Source organism: Vibrio sp. R15-SG3-ISO1B, from assembly GCF_059833835.1.
Window position 1 is genome coordinate 86,518 of sequence record NZ_JCBDGG010000033.1, and the last position, 18,346, is coordinate 104,863.

12 protein-coding genes and 5 tRNA genes are annotated in these 18,346 nt (G+C 49.2%); 12 read left to right on the forward strand and 5 right to left on the reverse strand.

What is annotated here, in order from left to right; translation table 11 throughout:
• Positions 1-28 precede the first annotated feature (28 nt).
• Complete coding sequence (locus AC6R0S_RS09980; protein ID WP_500637831.1) at positions 29-3,118, reverse strand: EAL domain-containing protein; 3,090 nt, start codon at positions 3,116-3,118, stop codon at positions 29-31.
• 329 nt (positions 3,119-3,447) lie between these two features.
• Between AC6R0S_RS09980 and AC6R0S_RS09985 the strand changes: the two genes are divergently transcribed.
• The 5 genes from AC6R0S_RS09985 (at position 3,448) to AC6R0S_RS10005 (ending at position 4,170) form a co-directional block, all read left to right on the forward strand.
• Positions 3,448-3,521 (forward strand) — tRNA-Cys (locus AC6R0S_RS09985).
• A 3-nt stretch (positions 3,522-3,524) separates the two neighbouring features.
• Positions 3,525-3,600, forward strand: a tRNA-Gly gene (locus tag AC6R0S_RS09990).
• A 78-nt stretch (positions 3,601-3,678) separates the two neighbouring features.
• Positions 3,679-3,765 (forward strand) — tRNA-Leu (locus AC6R0S_RS09995).
• Between the two features lie 29 nt (positions 3,766-3,794).
• Positions 3,795-3,870, forward strand: a tRNA-Gly gene (locus tag AC6R0S_RS10000).
• A 208-nt stretch (positions 3,871-4,078) separates the two neighbouring features.
• Positions 4,079-4,170: transfer RNA gene (locus tag AC6R0S_RS10005), tRNA-Gly, on the forward strand.
• A gap of 121 nt (positions 4,171-4,291) precedes the next feature.
• Here AC6R0S_RS10005 and AC6R0S_RS10010 read toward each other — a convergent pair.
• Both AC6R0S_RS10010 and AC6R0S_RS10015 read right to left on the reverse strand, forming a co-directional pair.
• A complete protein-coding gene (locus AC6R0S_RS10010; protein ID WP_500637832.1) occupies positions 4,292-5,395 on the reverse strand; it encodes a PQQ-dependent sugar dehydrogenase in 1,104 nt (367 codons plus the stop codon).
• A 28-nt stretch (positions 5,396-5,423) separates the two neighbouring features.
• Positions 5,424-5,942, reverse strand: coding sequence for a GNAT family N-acetyltransferase (locus AC6R0S_RS10015; protein ID WP_500637833.1), 519 nt, complete (start codon positions 5,940-5,942; stop codon positions 5,424-5,426).
• Between the two features lie 241 nt (positions 5,943-6,183).
• Here AC6R0S_RS10015 and pheS point away from each other — a divergent pair, with 241 nt between their 5' ends.
• From pheS to AC6R0S_RS10030, 3 genes are all read left to right on the forward strand, one after another.
• A complete protein-coding gene (pheS, locus tag AC6R0S_RS10020; protein WP_334550655.1) occupies positions 6,184-7,167 on the forward strand; it encodes a phenylalanine--tRNA ligase subunit alpha in 984 nt (327 codons plus the stop codon).
• Between the two features lie 18 nt (positions 7,168-7,185).
• A complete protein-coding gene (gene pheT / locus AC6R0S_RS10025) occupies positions 7,186-9,591 on the forward strand; it encodes a phenylalanine--tRNA ligase subunit beta (RefSeq protein WP_500629372.1) in 2,406 nt (801 codons plus the stop codon).
• Positions 9,592-9,900: 309 nt separating this feature from the next.
• Complete coding sequence (locus tag AC6R0S_RS10030; RefSeq protein ID WP_334550651.1) at positions 9,901-10,140, forward strand: hypothetical protein; 240 nt, start codon at positions 9,901-9,903, stop codon at positions 10,138-10,140.
• A 156-nt stretch (positions 10,141-10,296) separates the two neighbouring features.
• Here the strand turns inward: AC6R0S_RS10030 and AC6R0S_RS10035 are convergent, their stop codons facing one another.
• A complete protein-coding gene (locus AC6R0S_RS10035; protein ID WP_500626853.1) occupies positions 10,297-11,736 on the reverse strand; it encodes a sucrose-specific PTS transporter subunit IIBC in 1,440 nt (479 codons plus the stop codon).
• A gap of 237 nt (positions 11,737-11,973) precedes the next feature.
• Between AC6R0S_RS10035 and AC6R0S_RS10040 the strand changes: the two genes are divergently transcribed.
• The 3 genes from AC6R0S_RS10040 (at position 11,974) to AC6R0S_RS10050 (ending at position 16,058) form a co-directional block, all read left to right on the forward strand.
• The gene (locus AC6R0S_RS10040; RefSeq protein WP_500629371.1) at positions 11,974-12,963 is read left to right on the forward strand and encodes a LacI family DNA-binding transcriptional regulator; all 990 of its coding nucleotides are present in this window, start codon (positions 11,974-11,976) and stop codon (positions 12,961-12,963) included.
• Positions 12,964-13,133: 170 nt separating this feature from the next.
• Positions 13,134-14,753, forward strand: a complete 1,620-nt coding sequence (locus tag AC6R0S_RS10045; RefSeq protein WP_500637834.1) for a glycoside hydrolase family 32 protein — start codon at positions 13,134-13,136, stop codon at positions 14,751-14,753.
• A 30-nt stretch (positions 14,754-14,783) separates the two neighbouring features.
• The gene (locus AC6R0S_RS10050) at positions 14,784-16,058 is read left to right on the forward strand and encodes an EAL and HDOD domain-containing protein (RefSeq protein WP_500637835.1); all 1,275 of its coding nucleotides are present in this window, start codon (positions 14,784-14,786) and stop codon (positions 16,056-16,058) included.
• A 79-nt stretch (positions 16,059-16,137) separates the two neighbouring features.
• On the opposite strand, the gene cscK is transcribed toward AC6R0S_RS10050, so the two are convergent.
• Entirely contained in the window at positions 16,138-17,064 is a 927-nt protein-coding gene (gene cscK / locus AC6R0S_RS10055; RefSeq protein WP_500632458.1) for a fructokinase, read from the reverse strand.
• Between the two features lie 191 nt (positions 17,065-17,255).
• Between cscK and AC6R0S_RS10060 the strand changes: the two genes are divergently transcribed.
• A complete protein-coding gene (locus AC6R0S_RS10060) occupies positions 17,256-18,260 on the forward strand; it encodes a LacI family DNA-binding transcriptional regulator (RefSeq protein ID WP_500637836.1) in 1,005 nt (334 codons plus the stop codon).
• The last annotated feature ends 86 nt before the right edge of the window (positions 18,261-18,346 follow it).

Consider the following 18,346-nt stretch of genomic DNA (forward strand, 5'->3'; position numbering starts at 1 on the left):
TACGTTCATGTTTCACGCACACAGCCCGTCAATCGACGGGCTGTGTTGTTTCTAATGCTGAAGGTTCAGTGAAGGCGGGTTGTTGCGCCGGAACGTAGTGACTGAGTTGCTCTATAGGGCTTGGCATCGCAAAACAGTAGCCTTGCAAGAAATCCACGTCCAGTTTGGTGAGTTTATCCAAATGCGCGGTGGTTTCCACGCCCTCTACCACGACGCGCAGCCCAAGCCCTCTCGCCATCACGACGATGGTCGAGACAAAGTTTAGGTCGTTGTCGTTAAACACGATGTCTTTGACAAACGAGCGGTCAATTTTTATCTCATCAATCGGCAGTTTTTGCAGTAAAGAGAGAGAGGAGAAGCCGGCGCCGAAATCATCGAGTGAGATTTTCGCGCCCGCTTGGCTCAAGGTGGTGAGCGCTTGTAAGCAGGCGTCGAAATCTGTGATGGCGGCGGTTTCTGTGACCTCAAAACAAAAGCGGCTGACAGGAAGGTGGTGATGATGAATGATGGAGATCAGCTCATGGGCGAAGTCGGGTTGGATTAACTGCTTTGCACTCAAGTTGACAGAGACATGCTGGTAGCGGTTAAGGCTGACGGACTGTTTGATGTCGCGACACACCTGATGAATCAGATGCTTACCCAGAGCACCAATCAGGTTGATTTCCTCTGCGAGACGAATGAATTGATGCGGCGCAACGTGTCCAAGCTGCGGAGAGTGCCAACGCGCCAAGGCTTCCACAGCGGTAAAGTGATTGTCCGTTGGGGAAAACAGCGGTTGGTAGTGCATGACGATTTCGCGGTTTTCAATCGCGAGTTTGAGGTGATGCTCCATGGTCACTTTATCAAACAGGGATTCTTCGTCTTGTTGGCGATAACAGGCAGGCTGTGTTGCACCTTGGCGCTTGGCTTGGTACATGGCAATGTCTGCCCGCTTGATGAGATCATCGGGCGTTGTCGCATCCCACGGATACATGGCAATGCCAATACTGCCACTAGCGACCAGCTCAATCTCTTCGCAGTGCAGCGGTTTTTTGATGATGTCCAACATATCACTGGCGAGCGCCAGCGCTTGTTCGCGGTTTGCCACATCGCAAAAGAGTAAGAACTCATCACCCCCGAGTCGGGCGATGCGATGTGTCGCGGCTAATGTGCTTTGTATTTGTTGCGTGACATGTTGTAACAAGGCGTCACCGACATGATGACCAAAAGTATCGTTGATGAATTTAAAGCGATTTAAATCCATCAACATGACCGCTTTGGGCTGTGTAGGTAGGGCGGCAAGTTGGTTGTTCATGACTTCAATGATCTTGCGGCGGTTCGCTACGCCTGTTAGAGCGTCGTAATAGGCCATTTGACGGATTTTTTCCGCGCTCACTCGGCGCTCGGTGACATCGGTGACCGAGCCGATCATTTTCACCGCTCGACCCTGCGCATTATATAGGGCGGAACCGGCCGCATTGACCCACAATATCTCACCTTTCGAACTTTTTAAGCGAAATTCCAACTTGAACGGGGTTTGATCGCGCAGATGCTGCTTGAGCGCTTGCTTTAGCGTGTCTCTATCTTCATGGTGAGCTAACTCGATGACCTGTTCGAGAGGGTAGACGCCGCTGGTTCGGCTGCTCTCTATACCCACCATCGCCAGTAAACGACCATTGAGGCGAAAATGGTTGGCAGCGATATCCCACTCCCAAATACCATCGTTTGAGCTATTGGACACCACTTCGAGTTGTTCGAGCAGTTGCTGTGATTGTTGCTCGTTGTGTTTGCTGGTGGCAATCAGGGCGTCACGCTCGATAAACAGCGCCAGCATATCTAAATAGTTATTGAACATCGCCATCGAGTGAATGTTGACTTCGTCATTGATGGCGTCCACAACCGACACCAGTTTCCACTGCTGCTGGGTTCCGGTGGCGATCGGGATGATGGTGGCAATGTAGTAGGTATCGTGTTGGATAAACGGAAAACGCTCGATCCCATCGCTGATACGATGTTGACTATCCAACGTGCTAGGATGTGTCATCCCTTTCTCAGCCCAACTGTCGACGTGGTACTCACCATGACGCCCTGTGGCTAAACATGCCCAAGCGAGCGGACTGTTATAGATACTCTGGGCATCTAAGATGGCAGAGAAGCCCTCTTGAGCGAGGGAATAAAAGTTTTCGAAAATCTCAAACGACGATCGCCCTTCATTGGTCAGTAAAGCTTGGCGAATCGGGGAGCCGAGGGTGGGGTCGATGGCCTTGAGACCTTTACGAGGCTTAGTGCCACAGGAGCGCCGCACAATCAACTGTTGCTCGAGCGATGTGCTGATTCTTGAATAGGGTGCACCCTGCATCCGCTTAAGAGCTCGAAAGAAGACGTCTCGAGTGAGCGTCTCAAGCCTTTGGTCGACAGTGGTGAGCGGCGGGGTAGTGTGGTCGCCAAGAAAGACATTGTCTACGCCAACCACCGCGATGTCCTGCGGTACCTTTAGGCCCATGTGTTCAAGCTGTTCTATCATTCCGATCGCATTGTGGTCAGTGGCACAAATAATTGCGCTACACGGTGATTGGCGCTGTTGATAAAGCACCGCTGCTTCACGGCCGCCGGCCAGCGAGCAGTTGTTGACCTCGAAGATCATCGCTTGACTGGCAGGGTGACCATAGGCCTGTTGGATGGTTTTATAGGCAGAGAAGCGTTGTCGAATGTCATCAACGGTAAAATCGCCACAAAAGCCTATCTGGCGGTGACCAAGTGAGGTGAGATGCTGGTAGAGTGCGGTGATTCCCTGAGCTTGGTCGCTAAAAAAGTGTTCAACGTCCAATGAATAATGCCCACCCATTGAAAGGACGGGAATGTTGAGAGAGAGGGCATGTTCAACCAAACGTTCACTGGCGCAACCGAGCAATACAATGAGGCCATCTAAATGCTGAAAACCGACGGGTAAATCGAACTCTGGATGATCGCCACTGCGAATAAACATCAGGTTGATATTGTTCTCAAAGGCAAGCTGCCTGAGGGTCGCGTTTATCTCACCCATGTAAAATCCACTCAGCACCGGCATAATGATACCCAGCGTCGGTCGCGTTGGAATAAGGTTGTCTGGTTGCTGCATTGGGGCTTGTCTCTCCGCCATATTCTTTTTAGAACTTCATTCTATATAGAACTCAGTGCCGAACGAGCAGCAAAGCAAGATTTTGTTTCTTGGCTCACGCTCTGTGCAAGAGGGTACGGGGCCTAGCGCACAGTTGGTGTCGATCTGATTGACAACGAAACAGACAGAAACAAGGTGAAGAATTGGCGGAAATTGAACAGAAAATAGTTAATTTTGAAAGTTTTGGCGGTAAATTAGACAAACGATTCAAAAAATAAAAATTAGTGTTGACGAACAAGTTCGAATCCGTAGAATGCATCCCGTACCCAAGAGGAAGGCGGCAAACAAGCAGCTTAACTTGGTACGACGAAGGCGCGTTGGCAGAGTGGCTATGCAGCGGATTGCAAATCCGTGGACCTCGGTTCGACTCCGGGACGCGCCTCCATTTGCGACACTAGCTCAGTTGGTAGAGCGCAACCTTGCCAAGGTTGAGGTCACGAGTTCGAACCTCGTGTGTCGCTCCAAATTTTCAGATAGCGATAATTCGATATCTAGATGGTGTGTTACGTTTCCGTAACGGCATCACAAATTTAGATTTGTGTGCCCTGGTGGTGGAATTGGTAGACACAAGGGATTTAAAATCCCTCGGCGTTCGCGCTGTGCCGGTTCAAGTCCGGCCCGGGGCACCATCTAACGCATAAGTTATTAGCAAACCTATGCGACACTAGCTCAGTTGGTAGAGCGCAACCTTGCCAAGGTTGAGGTCACGAGTTCGAACCTCGTGTGTCGCTCCAAATTATAAGCTCTAGCAGAAATGCTGGGGCTTTTTGTTTTTGGTGATCGTCTGTGTCAGTGCATAGTGGTATCAATTGGTAGAGTGCAACCTTGACAAGGTTGAGGTCACGCTGATGTTCAAAAGAAAGCGAACCTCGTGTGTCGCTCCAAATTATAAGCCCTAGCAGAAATGCTGGGGCTTTTTGTTTTTGGTGATCGTCTGTGTCAGTGCATAGTGGCATCAATTGGTAGAGCGCAACCTTGCCAAGGTTGAGGTCACGCTGATGTTCAAAAGAAAGCGAACCTCGTGTGTCGCTCCAATTTATAAAGCCCTAGCAGAAATGCTGGGGCTTTTTGGTTTTTGGTGATCGTCCGAGCCAGTGAGTAGTATCACCGTCTTAACTTGTAGCCGATTTAGCTGCGGCGCAGGCACCCAGCGTTCTAAGACTTAGTCAGTTGAAACAGTTTTCCGCTGTCTGTACTAAACACGATGCCTCCGTTGGGGAGCACTTCGATATCTCGGATACGTTCACCTAAAGACTCCAGTAAGCGCGTCTCTTCGATGATGTTGTTGTTTTGCAAGGTCAATACGTTGATATGGGTGAGTTTTAAAGCCCCAGCGAGAAGTTTGCCATCCAGCTCAGGAAACGCCTCGCCGCGATACAGCACTAACGAGCCAGGTGCGATAGAAGGGACATACACTTTTCGGGGAGAGGTCACGCCGGGCGCTTCTTCAGCTTCACCCACCGCAAGCGGCCCCCAATACTCTTTGCCGTGCGATGTGATAGGCCAACCATAATTCGCGCCTTTTTCTATCAGATTGATTTCATCGCCGCCACGTGGCCCATGCTCTATAGACCAGAGTGTTTGACTTGGGCCGTCGTAAAACAGTCCTTGGGGATTTCGGTGACCATAGCTCCAAATTTCTGCTTGCGCGTCCTTCTCGGTAACAAAAGGGTTGTCTTTTGGGGCTGAACCATCGAGATGAATCCTTAGTATCGAACCTGCATGCGTGGAACGGTCTTGACCATTGGGCCGCTCACCACGGTCGCCAATGGAGAGGTAAAGGTATTGGTCATCAAAGGTAATCCGACTGCCAAAATGGCGACCGGTATCAGAGCCAGATTTTGTCACGAGCAGTTCACGCCACTGGCTGAGTTTACCCGCTTGAATCGTTGCAGTTGCCAGTGCGGTTTCAAGCGCATCGCCGACACGCTTAGTGAAGGTAAAATAGTAGCGTTCGCTCTCGAAAGGCGAACGGGCGACATCCAACAATCCACCTTGTCCCGACACCGCCACATCGCTGACTTGATGGATGGCCGTGTAGCGCTGAGAGTTGAGATTCACCTGACCGATTTCGCCATTTCTCTGGCTGATAAGTAAGGTGGTGTCATCGACAGCGGCGATTCCCCAAGGGACGTTGAGCCCGGAGACGATAAGATTGGCTTGCCACTCGTTCTCTGACGCTTGCGCAGTGGCGTAAGTGACGTTCAGTGAAGCAAGTGTACAGATTAAAAAAGCGCGCGTGAGAAATAGCTTGGTCATACATCGTCCTCTGAGTTAGAGCCGAAAACTAGTCGGTTATGAATGATTTTAGCATCCATACGTCGCAGCCGTTGTGCTCTGTTTCGTCCATTGGTTCGGATAAGTGTGTAAAGCCTAAGGATTCATACAGAGCGATGGCTTGCGTCATGCTTGCGAGAGTGTCGAGATAGCACTCTTCAAATCCGGCGGATTGAGCGAACGCCAAACATTGCAACGCCAACGCTTTGCCGATTCCGAGACCGCGAGTTTCAGGTAATAGAAACAGTTTCTTCAGTTCACAGCGCGTAGCGGATTGGCCAAACGGCGCCAAACCACACCCACCAACGACTTTGCCATCTGAGAGAGCAACCAAGTAGAGGCTGCGTTCGCTCGGTCGGTAGTGCTCACTCATGGCGAGAACTTCGGCATCGGAAGGGCCAAAGCCTTCCCCAATCGCGCCGAACTCTTGCCCGACACGTTTGATAATATGGCAGATTGCATCGTTATGTTCTGCTGTGATTGGGGTGATGGTATGGTCTGGAGTGCTGGTATAGCTCGGTGTGCCCAATTCTGATTCCTTGTTCGTTTAAATGTGTGTTACCTACGATAGGCTTAAATAGAGTTTTATCAAGGCTTGGGGCGAATTTTCATTCAAAGGCAGTAATTATCACGATTTCGGTTTGGATTTGACCTTGGCATTCGTTACTATATACAGCTATTTGAAAATGCCCACAATCCCTTTTGGGAACCTTATGGACACTACCACTTATGGCGGTTGTGATTGACCGACATAGGGTAATGAGGAAACGATGCAACATCTACAAGAGATCATTGCTAATGCGAACGCAGCCATTGATGCTGCGACATCGCTTGTCGCACTTGATGAAGTGCGTGTTCAATACCTAGGAAAAAAAGGTGAGCTAACGGCTCAACTTCAAAGCCTAGGTAAACTGCCACCGGAAGAACGTCGCGAAGCGGGTCAAGAGATCAACAAAGCGAAAGGTGTGGTTCAACAAGCTATCGCGGCGCGTAAAGATGCCCTTCAACGCGCAGAGCTAGAAGAGAAACTGGCCGCTGAAACCATCGACGTGACACTCCCTGGTCGTCGCATCGAAAACGGTGGTTTGCACCCGGTGACTCGTACGGTTGAGCGTATCGAGCAGTTCTTTGGCGAGCTAGGATTCAATGTTGAGTCTGGTCCTGAAATTGAAGACGCTTTCCACAACTTTGATGCCTTGAACATTGCAGAGGATCACCCAGCTCGTACGGATCACGACACCTTCTTCTTCAATCCAGATTTGATGCTGCGTACTCACACATCGGGTGTACAGATTCGTACAATGGAAAACGGTCAGCCTCCTTTCCGTTTCATTGCACCTGGCCGTGTTTACCGTAATGACTATGATCAAACGCACACGCCAATGTTCCACCAAGTGGAAGGCATGCTGGTGGATGAAAACGTCAACTTTGCTCAGTTAAAAGGCATCCTGCACGACTTCCTATGCAACTTCTTCGAAGAAGAGGTTCAGGTACGTTTCCGTCCATCTTACTTCCCATTTACTGAGCCTTCAGCGGAAGTGGATGTAATGGGCAAAAATGGCAAATGGTTGGAAGTTCTCGGTTGTGGCATGGTTCACCCGAACGTACTTCGCAGCGTTGGTATCGATGCGGAGAAATACTCTGGATTTGCATTTGGTATGGGTGTCGAGCGTTTGACTATGCTGCGCTACGGCGTCAACGACTTGCGTGCGTTCTTTGAGAACGATCTTCGTTTCCTTAAACAGTTCAAGTAATCCAGGGGATACATCACTATGAAATTTAGCGAATCATGGCTTCGTGAGTGGGTAAACCCTTCAGTCTCGACTGACGAACTTACTCACCAAATCACAATGGCGGGTCTAGAAGTAGACGACGTACTACCTGTTGCTGGTTCTTTCACAGGCGTTAAAGTAGGTAAAGTGGTTGAGTGTGGTCAACACCCAGATGCGGACAAACTGCGTGTGACTAAAGTCGATGTTGGTGCAGAAGAGCTGCTAGACATCGTGTGTGGCGCGTCGAACTGTCGCCAAGGTATCAAAGTGGCTGTCGCAACGGTTGGCGCTGTGCTACCGGGCGATTTCAAAATCAAAAAAGCCAAGCTGCGTGGTCAACCATCACACGGCATGCTGTGTTCATTTTCTGAGCTCGGTATTGATGTTGAATCTGATGGCATCATGGAGCTAGCAGAAGACGCAGTCATCGGTACTGATTTCCGAGAATTCCTAGGTCTTGACGATGTAACCGTTGACGTAGACCTAACGGCGAACCGTGCGGACTGTTTCAGCATCCGTGGTATGGCGCGTGAAGTTGGCGTTCTCAACCGCGCTGACGTAACTGAGCCAGCGGTGAACCCAGTGGCTCCTGTTATCGATGATCAAGTCTCTATCGAAGTGAAAGCGCCGGCGGCGTGTCCACGCTACCTTGGCCGTGTGGTTAAAAACGTTAACGTTCAGGCTGAAACGCCGCTTTGGATGCAAGAAAAACTGCGTCGCTGCGGTATTCGCTCTATCGACCCTGTGGTCGACATCACTAACTTTGTTCTGCTAGAGCAAGGCCAGCCAATGCACGCATTCGATCTTGCTAAGATTGAAGGTGGCATCGTGGTTCGTATGGCAGAGCAAGGCGAAAAGCTTACTCTTCTAGACGGCAGCGAAGCTGAGCTAAACGCAGATACGCTAGTGGTTGCAGACCACAACAAAGCTCTAGCTATTGCGGGTATCTTTGGCGGTGAAGAGTCTGGTGTTACGACTGAGACTAAAGACGTACTACTTGAGTGTGCATTCTTTGCACCAGACCACATCCGTGGCCGCGCGCGTAGCTACGGTCTACATACGGATTCTTCCATGCGTTTTGAGCGTGGTGTGGATTTCGCACTACAAGCTAGCGCAATGGAGCGTGCAACAGAACTTCTTGTTGAGATCTGTGGCGGTGAAGTCGCACCTGTTGTTGCTGTAGAGTCAGAAGCTGACCTACCAAAAGCAAACACAGTAGCTCTACGTCGCACTAAGCTAGACAGCCTACTAGGTCACCACATTGCTGATAGCGATGTTGTTGAAATCCTAGAGCGTCTTGGCTTAGCGGTTGAAACAACAGATGCAGGTTGGACAGCAACAGCACCGACATGGCGTTTTGATATCGCTATCGAGCAAGACCTAATTGAAGAAGTCGGTCGTATCTACGGTTACGATAACATTCCTAACCAAAACCCAGCCGCAGCACTTAAGATGCACGACCACGTTGAAGCGAACATTCCGCTAAAACGCGTTCGTAGCTTACTTGTTGACCGTGGTTACCAAGAAGCGATCACTTACAGCTTCGTTGAGCCTGAGCAGCAAAAACTGATCGTTCCGGGTGTTGAGCCACTCATCCTGCCATTCCCAATCTCTGCGGATATGTCAGCAATGCGTCTTGGTTTAATTCAAGGCCTGCTTAACACTGTGGTTCACAACCAAAAGCGTCAACAGCCACGTGTTCGTCTATTCGAATACGGCCTACGTTTTATCCCTTGTGAGTCTGCTGAAAACGGTATGCGCCAAGAGCCAATGCTTGCTGGTGTTATCGCAGGTACTCGCAGCGAAGAGCACTGGGACATCGAAACCAACACAGTTGATTTCTTTGACCTTAAAGGTGACCTAGAAGCGGTGCTTGAGCTAACAGCTAACGAAGCCGCTTACTCTTTCGCAGCGCTTTCTGCTGAAGACAAAGCCGCAAACCCAGCGCTTCACCCTGGTCAATCTGCAGCTATCATCGTTGATGGCAAGCAAGTTGGTGTAATTGGTACCGTTCACCCAGAGCTAGAGCGTAAGTTTGGTCTAAACGGCCGTACTATCGTATTCGAAGTGGAATGGTCTGCAATCAACACCAAAGTGATTCCAGAAGCGGTAGCGCTTTCTAAGTTCCCATCAAACCGTCGTGACATCGCGGTCGTTGTTGACGAAGCCGTCGCTTCTGGCGACATCGTTGCAGCATGTCTAGAGCAAGGTGGTGAGTTCTTGAAAGGCGCGAAACTGTTCGATGTTTACGTTGGTAAAGGCGTTGAAGAAGGCAAGAAGAGCCTAGCCATCGCTCTGACCTTGCAGTCGGTTGAGCGTACGCTCGAAGATGCGGACATCGCCGGTGCGGTTGACGCCATCGTCGCGCACATCTCGGATAAGTTTGGCGCGAGCTTGCGCGATTAATTGTCCATATTGGCTGAGTAATAGAGAGCCCGAAGCGACTTCTTCGCTTCGGGCTTTTTTATCTCTATCGCTCTGCATCTCAACGGAAGCAGAAAAAATTACTGTCAATAATGTTGTATAGTATGACAAAATATGTGTGCTGAGCGTGAGTTTCGTGCTTCAGTGAAGGTTACACTATCACTCCCCCCAAGTGTGTTGTTGCGTATCGATGAGATCGGTGACGCAATAGTTTTGCCCAAAAAAGCAAACGTTTGCACCAAGGTGATAAGACAGAAATAGATACAGATAATTGAATATTAAGGGTTAGTTGTGGAAAAGTTTTTTACAGCATTAGATCAGTTGGGGTTAGCTTGCACCCCAACTCAAGAAAATTCTCAGACGCTCCTTTGGGATGGCGTGGTGGACAATCAAGGCACAGAGACCAATGTTTGGATTCGTTGGTGCAACGAATTCAAGCGCCCGATTTATTGCAGTTTTGGCTTTCAAAGTTATTGCCATGCATTGTTTATCCGTAAGAACTTTGACAACGCATACCCTATCAGCGCTTAATTTCGTGTGGCTATAGGTCACAACTGAAAAAGCAAAACGCCCCATTATCAATGATATGGGGCGTTTTTTGTTATTTAAGACATTCAACTCACAAAAAAAGAGCCCCGCTCAGGCGAGGCTCGGCGTCAAAAACATGTTTTGACTGCAGGGGTTAGTTTAGGCCGTCGCGGTGGCCACCGCTTTGGCTTTGTCTCGCGCACCGAGTACCAATGTCAAACCAAAGGCGACAGCGAATGAGATGGCCATACCGGCGACATAGTATCCAATCTTATCAGGGGTGATTGAGATAATGCCCGGTAGTCCTGCTGCGCCTAGTGCTTGCGCTTTCACGTTGAATAAGGTGACAAACGCACTCGCCGCCGCTGCGCCAATGATGGCAGCGATGAAGGGGTAGCGCAGTTTGAGGTTCACACCAAACATTGCCGGTTCGGTAATACCGAGCAGAGCTGTGATACCAGATGGCATTGCGATACCTTTCAGTTTTGTCTCTTTGGTGGTGATGCCGACCGCAAGTGCTGCTGCACCTTGTGCGACGTTCGACATTGCCGCAATCGGGAAGATGAAGGTACCACCGGTTACAGCGATGTCTGCCAATAGTTGAGTTTCAATCGCGATAAAGCTGTGGTGCATGCCGGTGATAACAAACGGCGCATAAATAAAACCAAACAGCGCGCCGCCAATAAAGCCAGCCGAGTCGTAGAGCCAGTTGAGACCATCACCGAGCAAGAAGCCGATATCACGGGTAATAGGTCCAACGAGTGTGAACGTCAGGAAGCCCGTAATGAAGATCGCCAGCATGGGTGTCAGCAAGTTATCCAACACAGATGGGATAAACGAACGTAGGCCATTTTCGACTTTCGCTAAGATGAACGCTGACACGAGTACAGGCAGAACCGAACCTTGATAGCCGACTTTCTGAATCTCAAAACCAAAGATGTTCCAAGTCGGAATCGTACCTGCAACGCTCGCGCCGCCAAAACCCCAACCATTGAGCAAATCTGGGTGGACCATCAACATACCCAGTGCTGCGCCTAAGAAGGGGTTACCACCAAATTTCTTACTGGCAGAGAAAGCGAGAAGAACTGGCAAGTAAACAAAAGGCGCATTGGCGAAAGTGTTAATCATACTTGCAAGATCGGCGAGGCCTGGGTTTGCGTCAATGAGTGACTGTCCTTCAATGAACAGACCCGTCGCGGTCAGCACATTAAACAGACCCATCAACAGACCTCCCGCCACAATGGCAGGGATGATAGGGACAAAAATGTCCGATAGCCCCTTAACAGCGCGTTGGACGATGTTCTGCTTTTGTGCACCCGCAGAGGCAACGTCCGACGTCGACATTTCGCTCATGCCAGTCAGTTTCGCCATTTCTGCGTAGACTTGGTTGACGATGCCTGAGCCAAAGATAATTTGGTATTGCCCTGCCACTTTAAACTGACCTTTGACGCCATCGAGATTGCCGATAGCCTCTTCATCGATTATCGAATCGTCTTTCAATGCTAGGCGAAGACGAGTCGCGCAGTGGGCGAGTGCTTGGAGGTTATCTTTGCCTCCTAGCAGCGTGAGCAGCTCTTTTGCAATGTTAGGATAATTCATTCCGGACCCCAGTTTGGTTCGTTACTGTTGATTATATACAATTCTCGCTTGTTCTCTTTGGGAACGTTTGCAATATGGATTTTTGGAGATTTAACCTATTCAGTCAAAGAATATTGGATGTTTATGTGAGATGGATCGGTTTATATTTTTTGCTAAATCGTTTGAGCAGAGTGATTTTTGCGGTGTTTTTTGCTAATTTTTGCAAACAATCCCAATAAGTTAACCCAAGGAATTCCGATGGCGAGCCTACATGACGTCGCGAAGTTAGCCGGCGTCTCTAAATCGACGGTATCCCGAGTCATTAATGATGAATATGGCGTGAAAGAGGCCACCAAGCAAAAAGTGATGAAGGCAGTCGAAGAGGTCGGTTATGTGGTGAATCAGGTTGCCAAAGACCTTAAATCGCAGAAAACCAATTTGGTGGGCGTCATCGTTCCTCGTATGTCATCAAACGCTGTTTCCCTCGGTGTTGATGGCATCAGCGCGGCGTTTGATGCCGCAGGAAAACACGTATTGTTGGCGAGCTCTCAACAGCTGTCAGAAAAAGAAATTGAATACATTCAGGTGTTTAATCAAAAGAGGGTCGAGGGTATTGTGCTCTATGCGACCCATATTGACATGCAATTGGTCGATGCTATCCGCGCCTCTCGCGTTCCCGTTGTACTTGTCGGGCAAGATGGCTCTCTGTTCAACATACCCAGTGTGGTACACGATGATTTGCGCGTGGGCTTTGAAGCGGGTCACCGCTTATTGGATGTGGGCTGCAAAAACATCGGCTTTATGGGGGTAAGAGACTCCGATATCGCTGTCGATAGCTTGCGTTCGCAAGGCTTAGAGCAAGCCCTAAGCATGCGCGGCGCACAACCTCTGCTGTTCCATAGTCATGGAGAGTTTTCGGTTGATTCGGGTTATGCGCAGATCCCGTCGCTTATCGAGCAATACCCTCAATTGGATGGCCTATTTTGTGCGACGGACCGCATTGCCGTTGGCGCGATCAAGGCCTTGCAAGAGCGTGGCATTCGAGTTGGCGAGCAAATCAAAGTGCTCGGAGTGGGGAATGATGAACTGGGCTATGTGGTATCACCGAGTTTATCTACCTTTGGTTATGCCTTTGATAAAGCGGGAGAAAAAGGTGCCAAGCTACTGCTCGATTTGATCGAAGGCCAACCTCAAGAAATGAGTAAAGTGGTATTAACGTTTCATCGGGTTGATCGAGAGACGTGCTGATCCCTTGATACTCAGATTTTTATCTTCAGTTAGGCTACTGGGACACATGCTATCAAGCACTTAGCCTTAAAACGACCACTGAAGTGCGGTTCATGACGGACTCATTGCTTGCTCAAACCATCATTTTTGATTAATCTTGCAAACGTTCCCAAAATTTTAGGTGTTGAGCCATGTCGTTTGAATACTACGTTGCGCTGTGTGGCGGTGAAGAAAATCTCCTTCGAGTCCTAATCCCCGATAGTCGGTTGATCTTTGCGGTGAAAGAGAGGGATTGCTTGTCAGATGAACTCGACCTCAAGGCCATAAGCCGTGTCGGTGACGAATGGCAAGTAACTTTTGTTCGTCCCTCAGACATAGAAGCCGAGCTTCTCCAGCTTGGGCAAAAGATAGCAAAGCGTCAGCAACTAGCGCTCAGCGAGGCCATGGTGCCTGTCGCGTGCTCATATCGTCCTAAGTGGCACGTTTCTCCGCCGCAAGGGCTTCTCAATGATCCAAATGGCTTTATTTATCATCAAGGGCAATACCACCTCTTCTATCAATGGTACCCGTTTGGTTGCGTGCACAAAGACAAATACTGGGCTCACCTGACCAGTAAAGACTTAGTCAATTGGCATTGGCAGCCAGTGGCATTGACGCCATCGGATTGGTTCGACAGTCATGGCGTATTCTCGGGTCATGCGCTGAGTGATGATGAGACATTAATGCTGTTCTACACAGGTAACACCCGGATTGATGAGCAGCGGGATCGGCACACCACGCAGTGTCTTGCGACTTCAACCGATGGCATTCATTTCATCAAGCATGGCCCAGTGATTGATTCGCTGCCACCAGGCGTGACTGCCCATATTCGCGATCCCAAAGTGATACGTCACCAGCAGGAGTGGTTGATGTTGCTCGGTGCGCAAACCACCGATCTGAAGGGGCGCCTGGCGGTGTATCGCTCTGATGACTTGCGCAACTGGACTTTCTCGGCTTTGCATGGTGATGAGCTTGGCGATTTTGGTTATATGTGGGAGTGCCCTGATTGGTTTGAACTCGGTGGGGAGACGTTTGCTGTACTTGGCCCGCAGGGGATCGAATCGTTCTCGCCTCTCAATACCATTCCACACCATAACGGCATTGCCCGCGCATCATGGGATGGTCAGCAATTGCAGTTGGAGGATTTTGTACACCTAGATTACGGTTTTGACTTCTATGCGCCCCAAACGTTGTTAACACCTGATGGTCGACGTGTCATGTGTGGCTGGATGGGCTTACCTGATGAGGTGGATCAGCCATCCAGTGACCACGGTTGGGTTCATCAACTGACGGCGCCACGCGAGCTCACTTACAGGGATGGGAAATTGTATCAATGGCCTGTTGAAGAATTGATGCAGCTAATGATAAACTCCAGTATATTAACATTGTCTAATGTAACTCAGCGTCTCGACGTAAACAGCTATCAACTAGAAGTTGAACTGCAATGGGGGCAGACGTTAAACCTTTTCGAAGGTCATGGGCAAAAGGTAGCTTTGACCGCAGACGCTAACCACCGCCGGTTGGTACTAGATCGCAGTGAGACGCAAAATCGCGCTCAAGATGAATGTCGAGAAGTGCCGCTGACCAGTGATAGCGTTCGTTTACTGATTTTAGTCGACACGTCCAGTGTCGAAATATTCATTAACAGCGGTGAAGCGGTGATGACCTCAAGAGTGTTTGTCGATGCTCAGTCGACGGGCATTTCGGTCACGGGAGCGGCAACCCGTGCTGAACTGAGATATATGAATCAAACGACGGAGCCATTTGTTTAGCGGTTCGTCGAAGTTGATAAAGGGCGACCAATGGCAGTATCGGAATACCTCGCATCGAAGGAAAAACAAGATCAGGGTTTAGCATCCGCAAGTTACTCATTTATAGCACGACAGCCTATTTTAGATAGTAATCGAGAGATTCATGCCTATGAACTTTTGTACCGCGACGGTGAGCACAACGGTTTTCCGGTGCATATGGATTCCTCTTTGGCGACGCGAAAGTTGCTTGCGGAGCACTTCCTCAGTTACAAAGCGAGAGTGTTGGAATCCTACAAAGGGTTTGTCAATTTCAGCCAAAGTTGCTTGATAGATGGTGTTCCTTTTGACTTTCCCAGCGATTCTTTAGTGGTGGAAGTATTAGAGCAGTGTCAGCCCGACGAAACGTTGTTTCAAGCGCTCAGCAAGCTTAAGAAAGCAGGTTACACCATCGCATTAGATGATCATGTTTTCGATTCGAACTGGCAACGGTTTTACCCGCTTATCGATATTATTAAAGTCGACATTCAGCAAACTTCCATGCCCAAAAGCGCGCTAATGATTGAGGGTTTAAAACATCTCGATATCACGTTTCTTGCGGAGAAGGTGGAGACAAATGACGAATTTGAAAGGGCCAAAGCGTGTGGCTTCACACTTTTTCAAGGCTACTTTTTTACTAAGCCGGAAATCATAAAGAGTCGAAAAATTAACGCGTCATTTACCGACTTGATGTCATTATCTGAGAAACTCTCTGCAGATATTATTGATTTTGACGAAATTAGCCAAATTGTGGCGAAAAATCCGGTCCTATCACTTCAACTTCTGAATTTCATCAATGGTAGTTGTAAGCTTCGTGCGCCGATTCAATCCGTCAAGCAGGCAGTGGCTTATCTTGGTGAAGACAAGTTGAAGAAGTTTGTCACTTACGTATTGATTTCCTCACTCGCGCCCGGCAAACCAGAAGCTTTGTTTCTCATGTCATTACACAGAGCAAAAATGGCGGAATTGTTGGTGCACTATATGCGTCGATCAAGCCTAAAAAATCTTGCATACCTTTGCGGTTTGCTGTCTCTGATCGATGGCATTCTCGATATAGATATGCGTGAGGCTTTGCAGTATATCCACTTAGATAGCACCATTAAGCAAGCATTGATTTATCGAAGCGGGACTTTGGGGCAGTTAATTGATTTATTTGAATATATTGAAGCGTCAGAGTGGGATAAGATCGATCAAATTCGTCGATCCCTAGACGTGAATGACCAAGATATCATTGGTTGTAATGTTGAGGCGTCAATGTGGCTTAATGAGCTTTCAGTGCAGCCCGATTAGTATTTCTATCAATGATCATTATATCGCCCCATCTGCTCAGAAGAGCCAAACGGGGCGATGAATCCTCCATCAAAGGCGCTTAGAGTGCAGTGATATAATCGCGTAGCGCACTTTCGGATGGCAATGCGGTCATCGCGCCTTTTTGGGTTGTCGCAAGTGCGCCACAGCCATTGGCCCACTCAACGGCATGATGAATAGCCTCTTGGTTATCCCATTGATCGTATTGAGAGAGTTTAGCCAGCAGGCCGCCCACGAACGCATCGCCTGCACCTGTCGTATCGATGGGTTGAATCGCCTTTCCAGCTTGTAGGGTCTGCGTTCCCTCAAACACCACCAACGCACCTTTCGCGCCTTGCGTGACGACCACCAAGCGGTTGTTGTTACCCTTAATCGCCTCTAGTCCGGCATCGAGTGTGTGGGTCTGTGTGAGGTACATCAGTTCATCGTCAGAAAACTTAAGCACATCTGCCAGCTCAAGTGCTTGGCGAACAACCGGTAAAATCTCACTAGGGTTAGCCCACACTTCTTCTCGCAGGTTAGGATCAAAACTCACATAGCCCCCGGCTTGTTTAATTCGACGCATCGCTTCCAAGGTACTACTGCGGCTCGGCTCATTCGCCAGTGCAATAGAGCAGACATGCAGCCAATCTCCGGCAGCAAACTCAGGAATATCGCTGGGGATCAAGAACTGGTCGGCGCTGGGTTTGACCATAAAGGTGAAGCTGCGCTCACCGCTGTCGTCCAGATCGACGATGACAGTCGATGTGCGCTGTTCTTCATCAAGCCGCATGCCCTGTGTGTTGACCTTTTCTGCGGTTAAGGTCTCTTTCATAAATCGGCCCAGTGGGTCGTTCCCTACACGGCCGAAAAATCCACTCTTGCCGCCTAATCTGGCGATGGCAACCGCCACGTTTGCGGGTGCACCGCCCGGACATTTTAAGTAGGTGGTGTCGGAATCTGGAATCAGGTCGACAACCGCGTCACCTGTCACCCAAATCATGCTCATGCTCTGTTCCTCGCATAAATAAATATTGGCTCATTATAAAGCTAAATCGGTTTAGCTAAATGCTAAACGGACTGTTTTGTGGTTTAGATCGTTTAATTTCTGACAAAAATCGGCCTAGGTAGAGTAAAGATAGTATTTCCTTCTCAGCGGGGTAAGATAAGGACCGATTTTGAGGTAAAGAAAGGCTGAGGGTGATGAACAAAAGGCCCAAATTGGCAGATATCGCGGCGTTGGCAGGGGTATCGAAATCGACGGTGAGTTTTGTGCTTAACGGACATGCAAAGAAACACCGAATTCATGCAGAGACGGTTGAAAGGGTACTAGCGGTAGCCAAAGAGCACAACTACGCCCCCAGTTTGTACGCACGGGCGTTGAAATCAAGTCGCACCTACAGCGTCGGCTTAGTGATTCCCGATATCCTCAATATGGGGTTCGCCACTATTGCCAAAAGGCTTGAGCAGCTAAGCCGAGAGGTGGGCTACCAACTCTTAATAGTCTCTTCAGAAGACGATGCCGATATGGAGCAAAGCGTCATCAAACACTTGCTGGAGCGCCAAGTAGACCTACTGCTGGTGGCCAGTGCAGCGCAAAATGCCGATTTTTTACTGGATGTCAATCAACACACGCCCGTCATCACCTTTGACCGCGTGTTTGAAGGTAGTCCCCTTTGTGGTGTGAAAAGTGATGCGACTGCCGCCACAAAGCAGGTGGTGGCAAAACTGTGTCACGAGTGCAGCGAGTGCGTTTATATCGGCGGGCAGCTTACGCTCTCTACTAGCCAAGAGCGATTTGAGGGGTATCGACAAGGATTAGTCAGTGCAGGGCTCGATTATCAGCCACAGCATGTGTTGATCAAAGATTATCAACCTCAAAGTGGCTATGAGCTGATTGAGCAGGCTCACCGGTCTATGGGACGTTTACCCCAAACGGTTTTTACCGCCTCATATTCCATTTTAGAGGGCGTGCTCCGTTATCTCAGTGAACACAAGCTATTAAATGCCGACATTCGTCTCGCGACATTCGATAACTATTCGATCCTTGATTGTCTGCCGCTGGCGATCGATTCCATTGAGCAAGATTGTGAGCAAATTGCACTGGCACTGTTTGAGTGTGGTAAACAGTTACTTGAGAGCGATGAGCCCCTAGAGTTGCACCGTAGCCTAGCGGCCAAAATCCATTATCGAGATACCCGCTGACGTAAAGCGGTAATCTAGGTGTTGTTTATCACTTTGATACCACTCGGCGGGCATGGCGTTTAGCAGGCCCGCCTTTTTTAATTGGT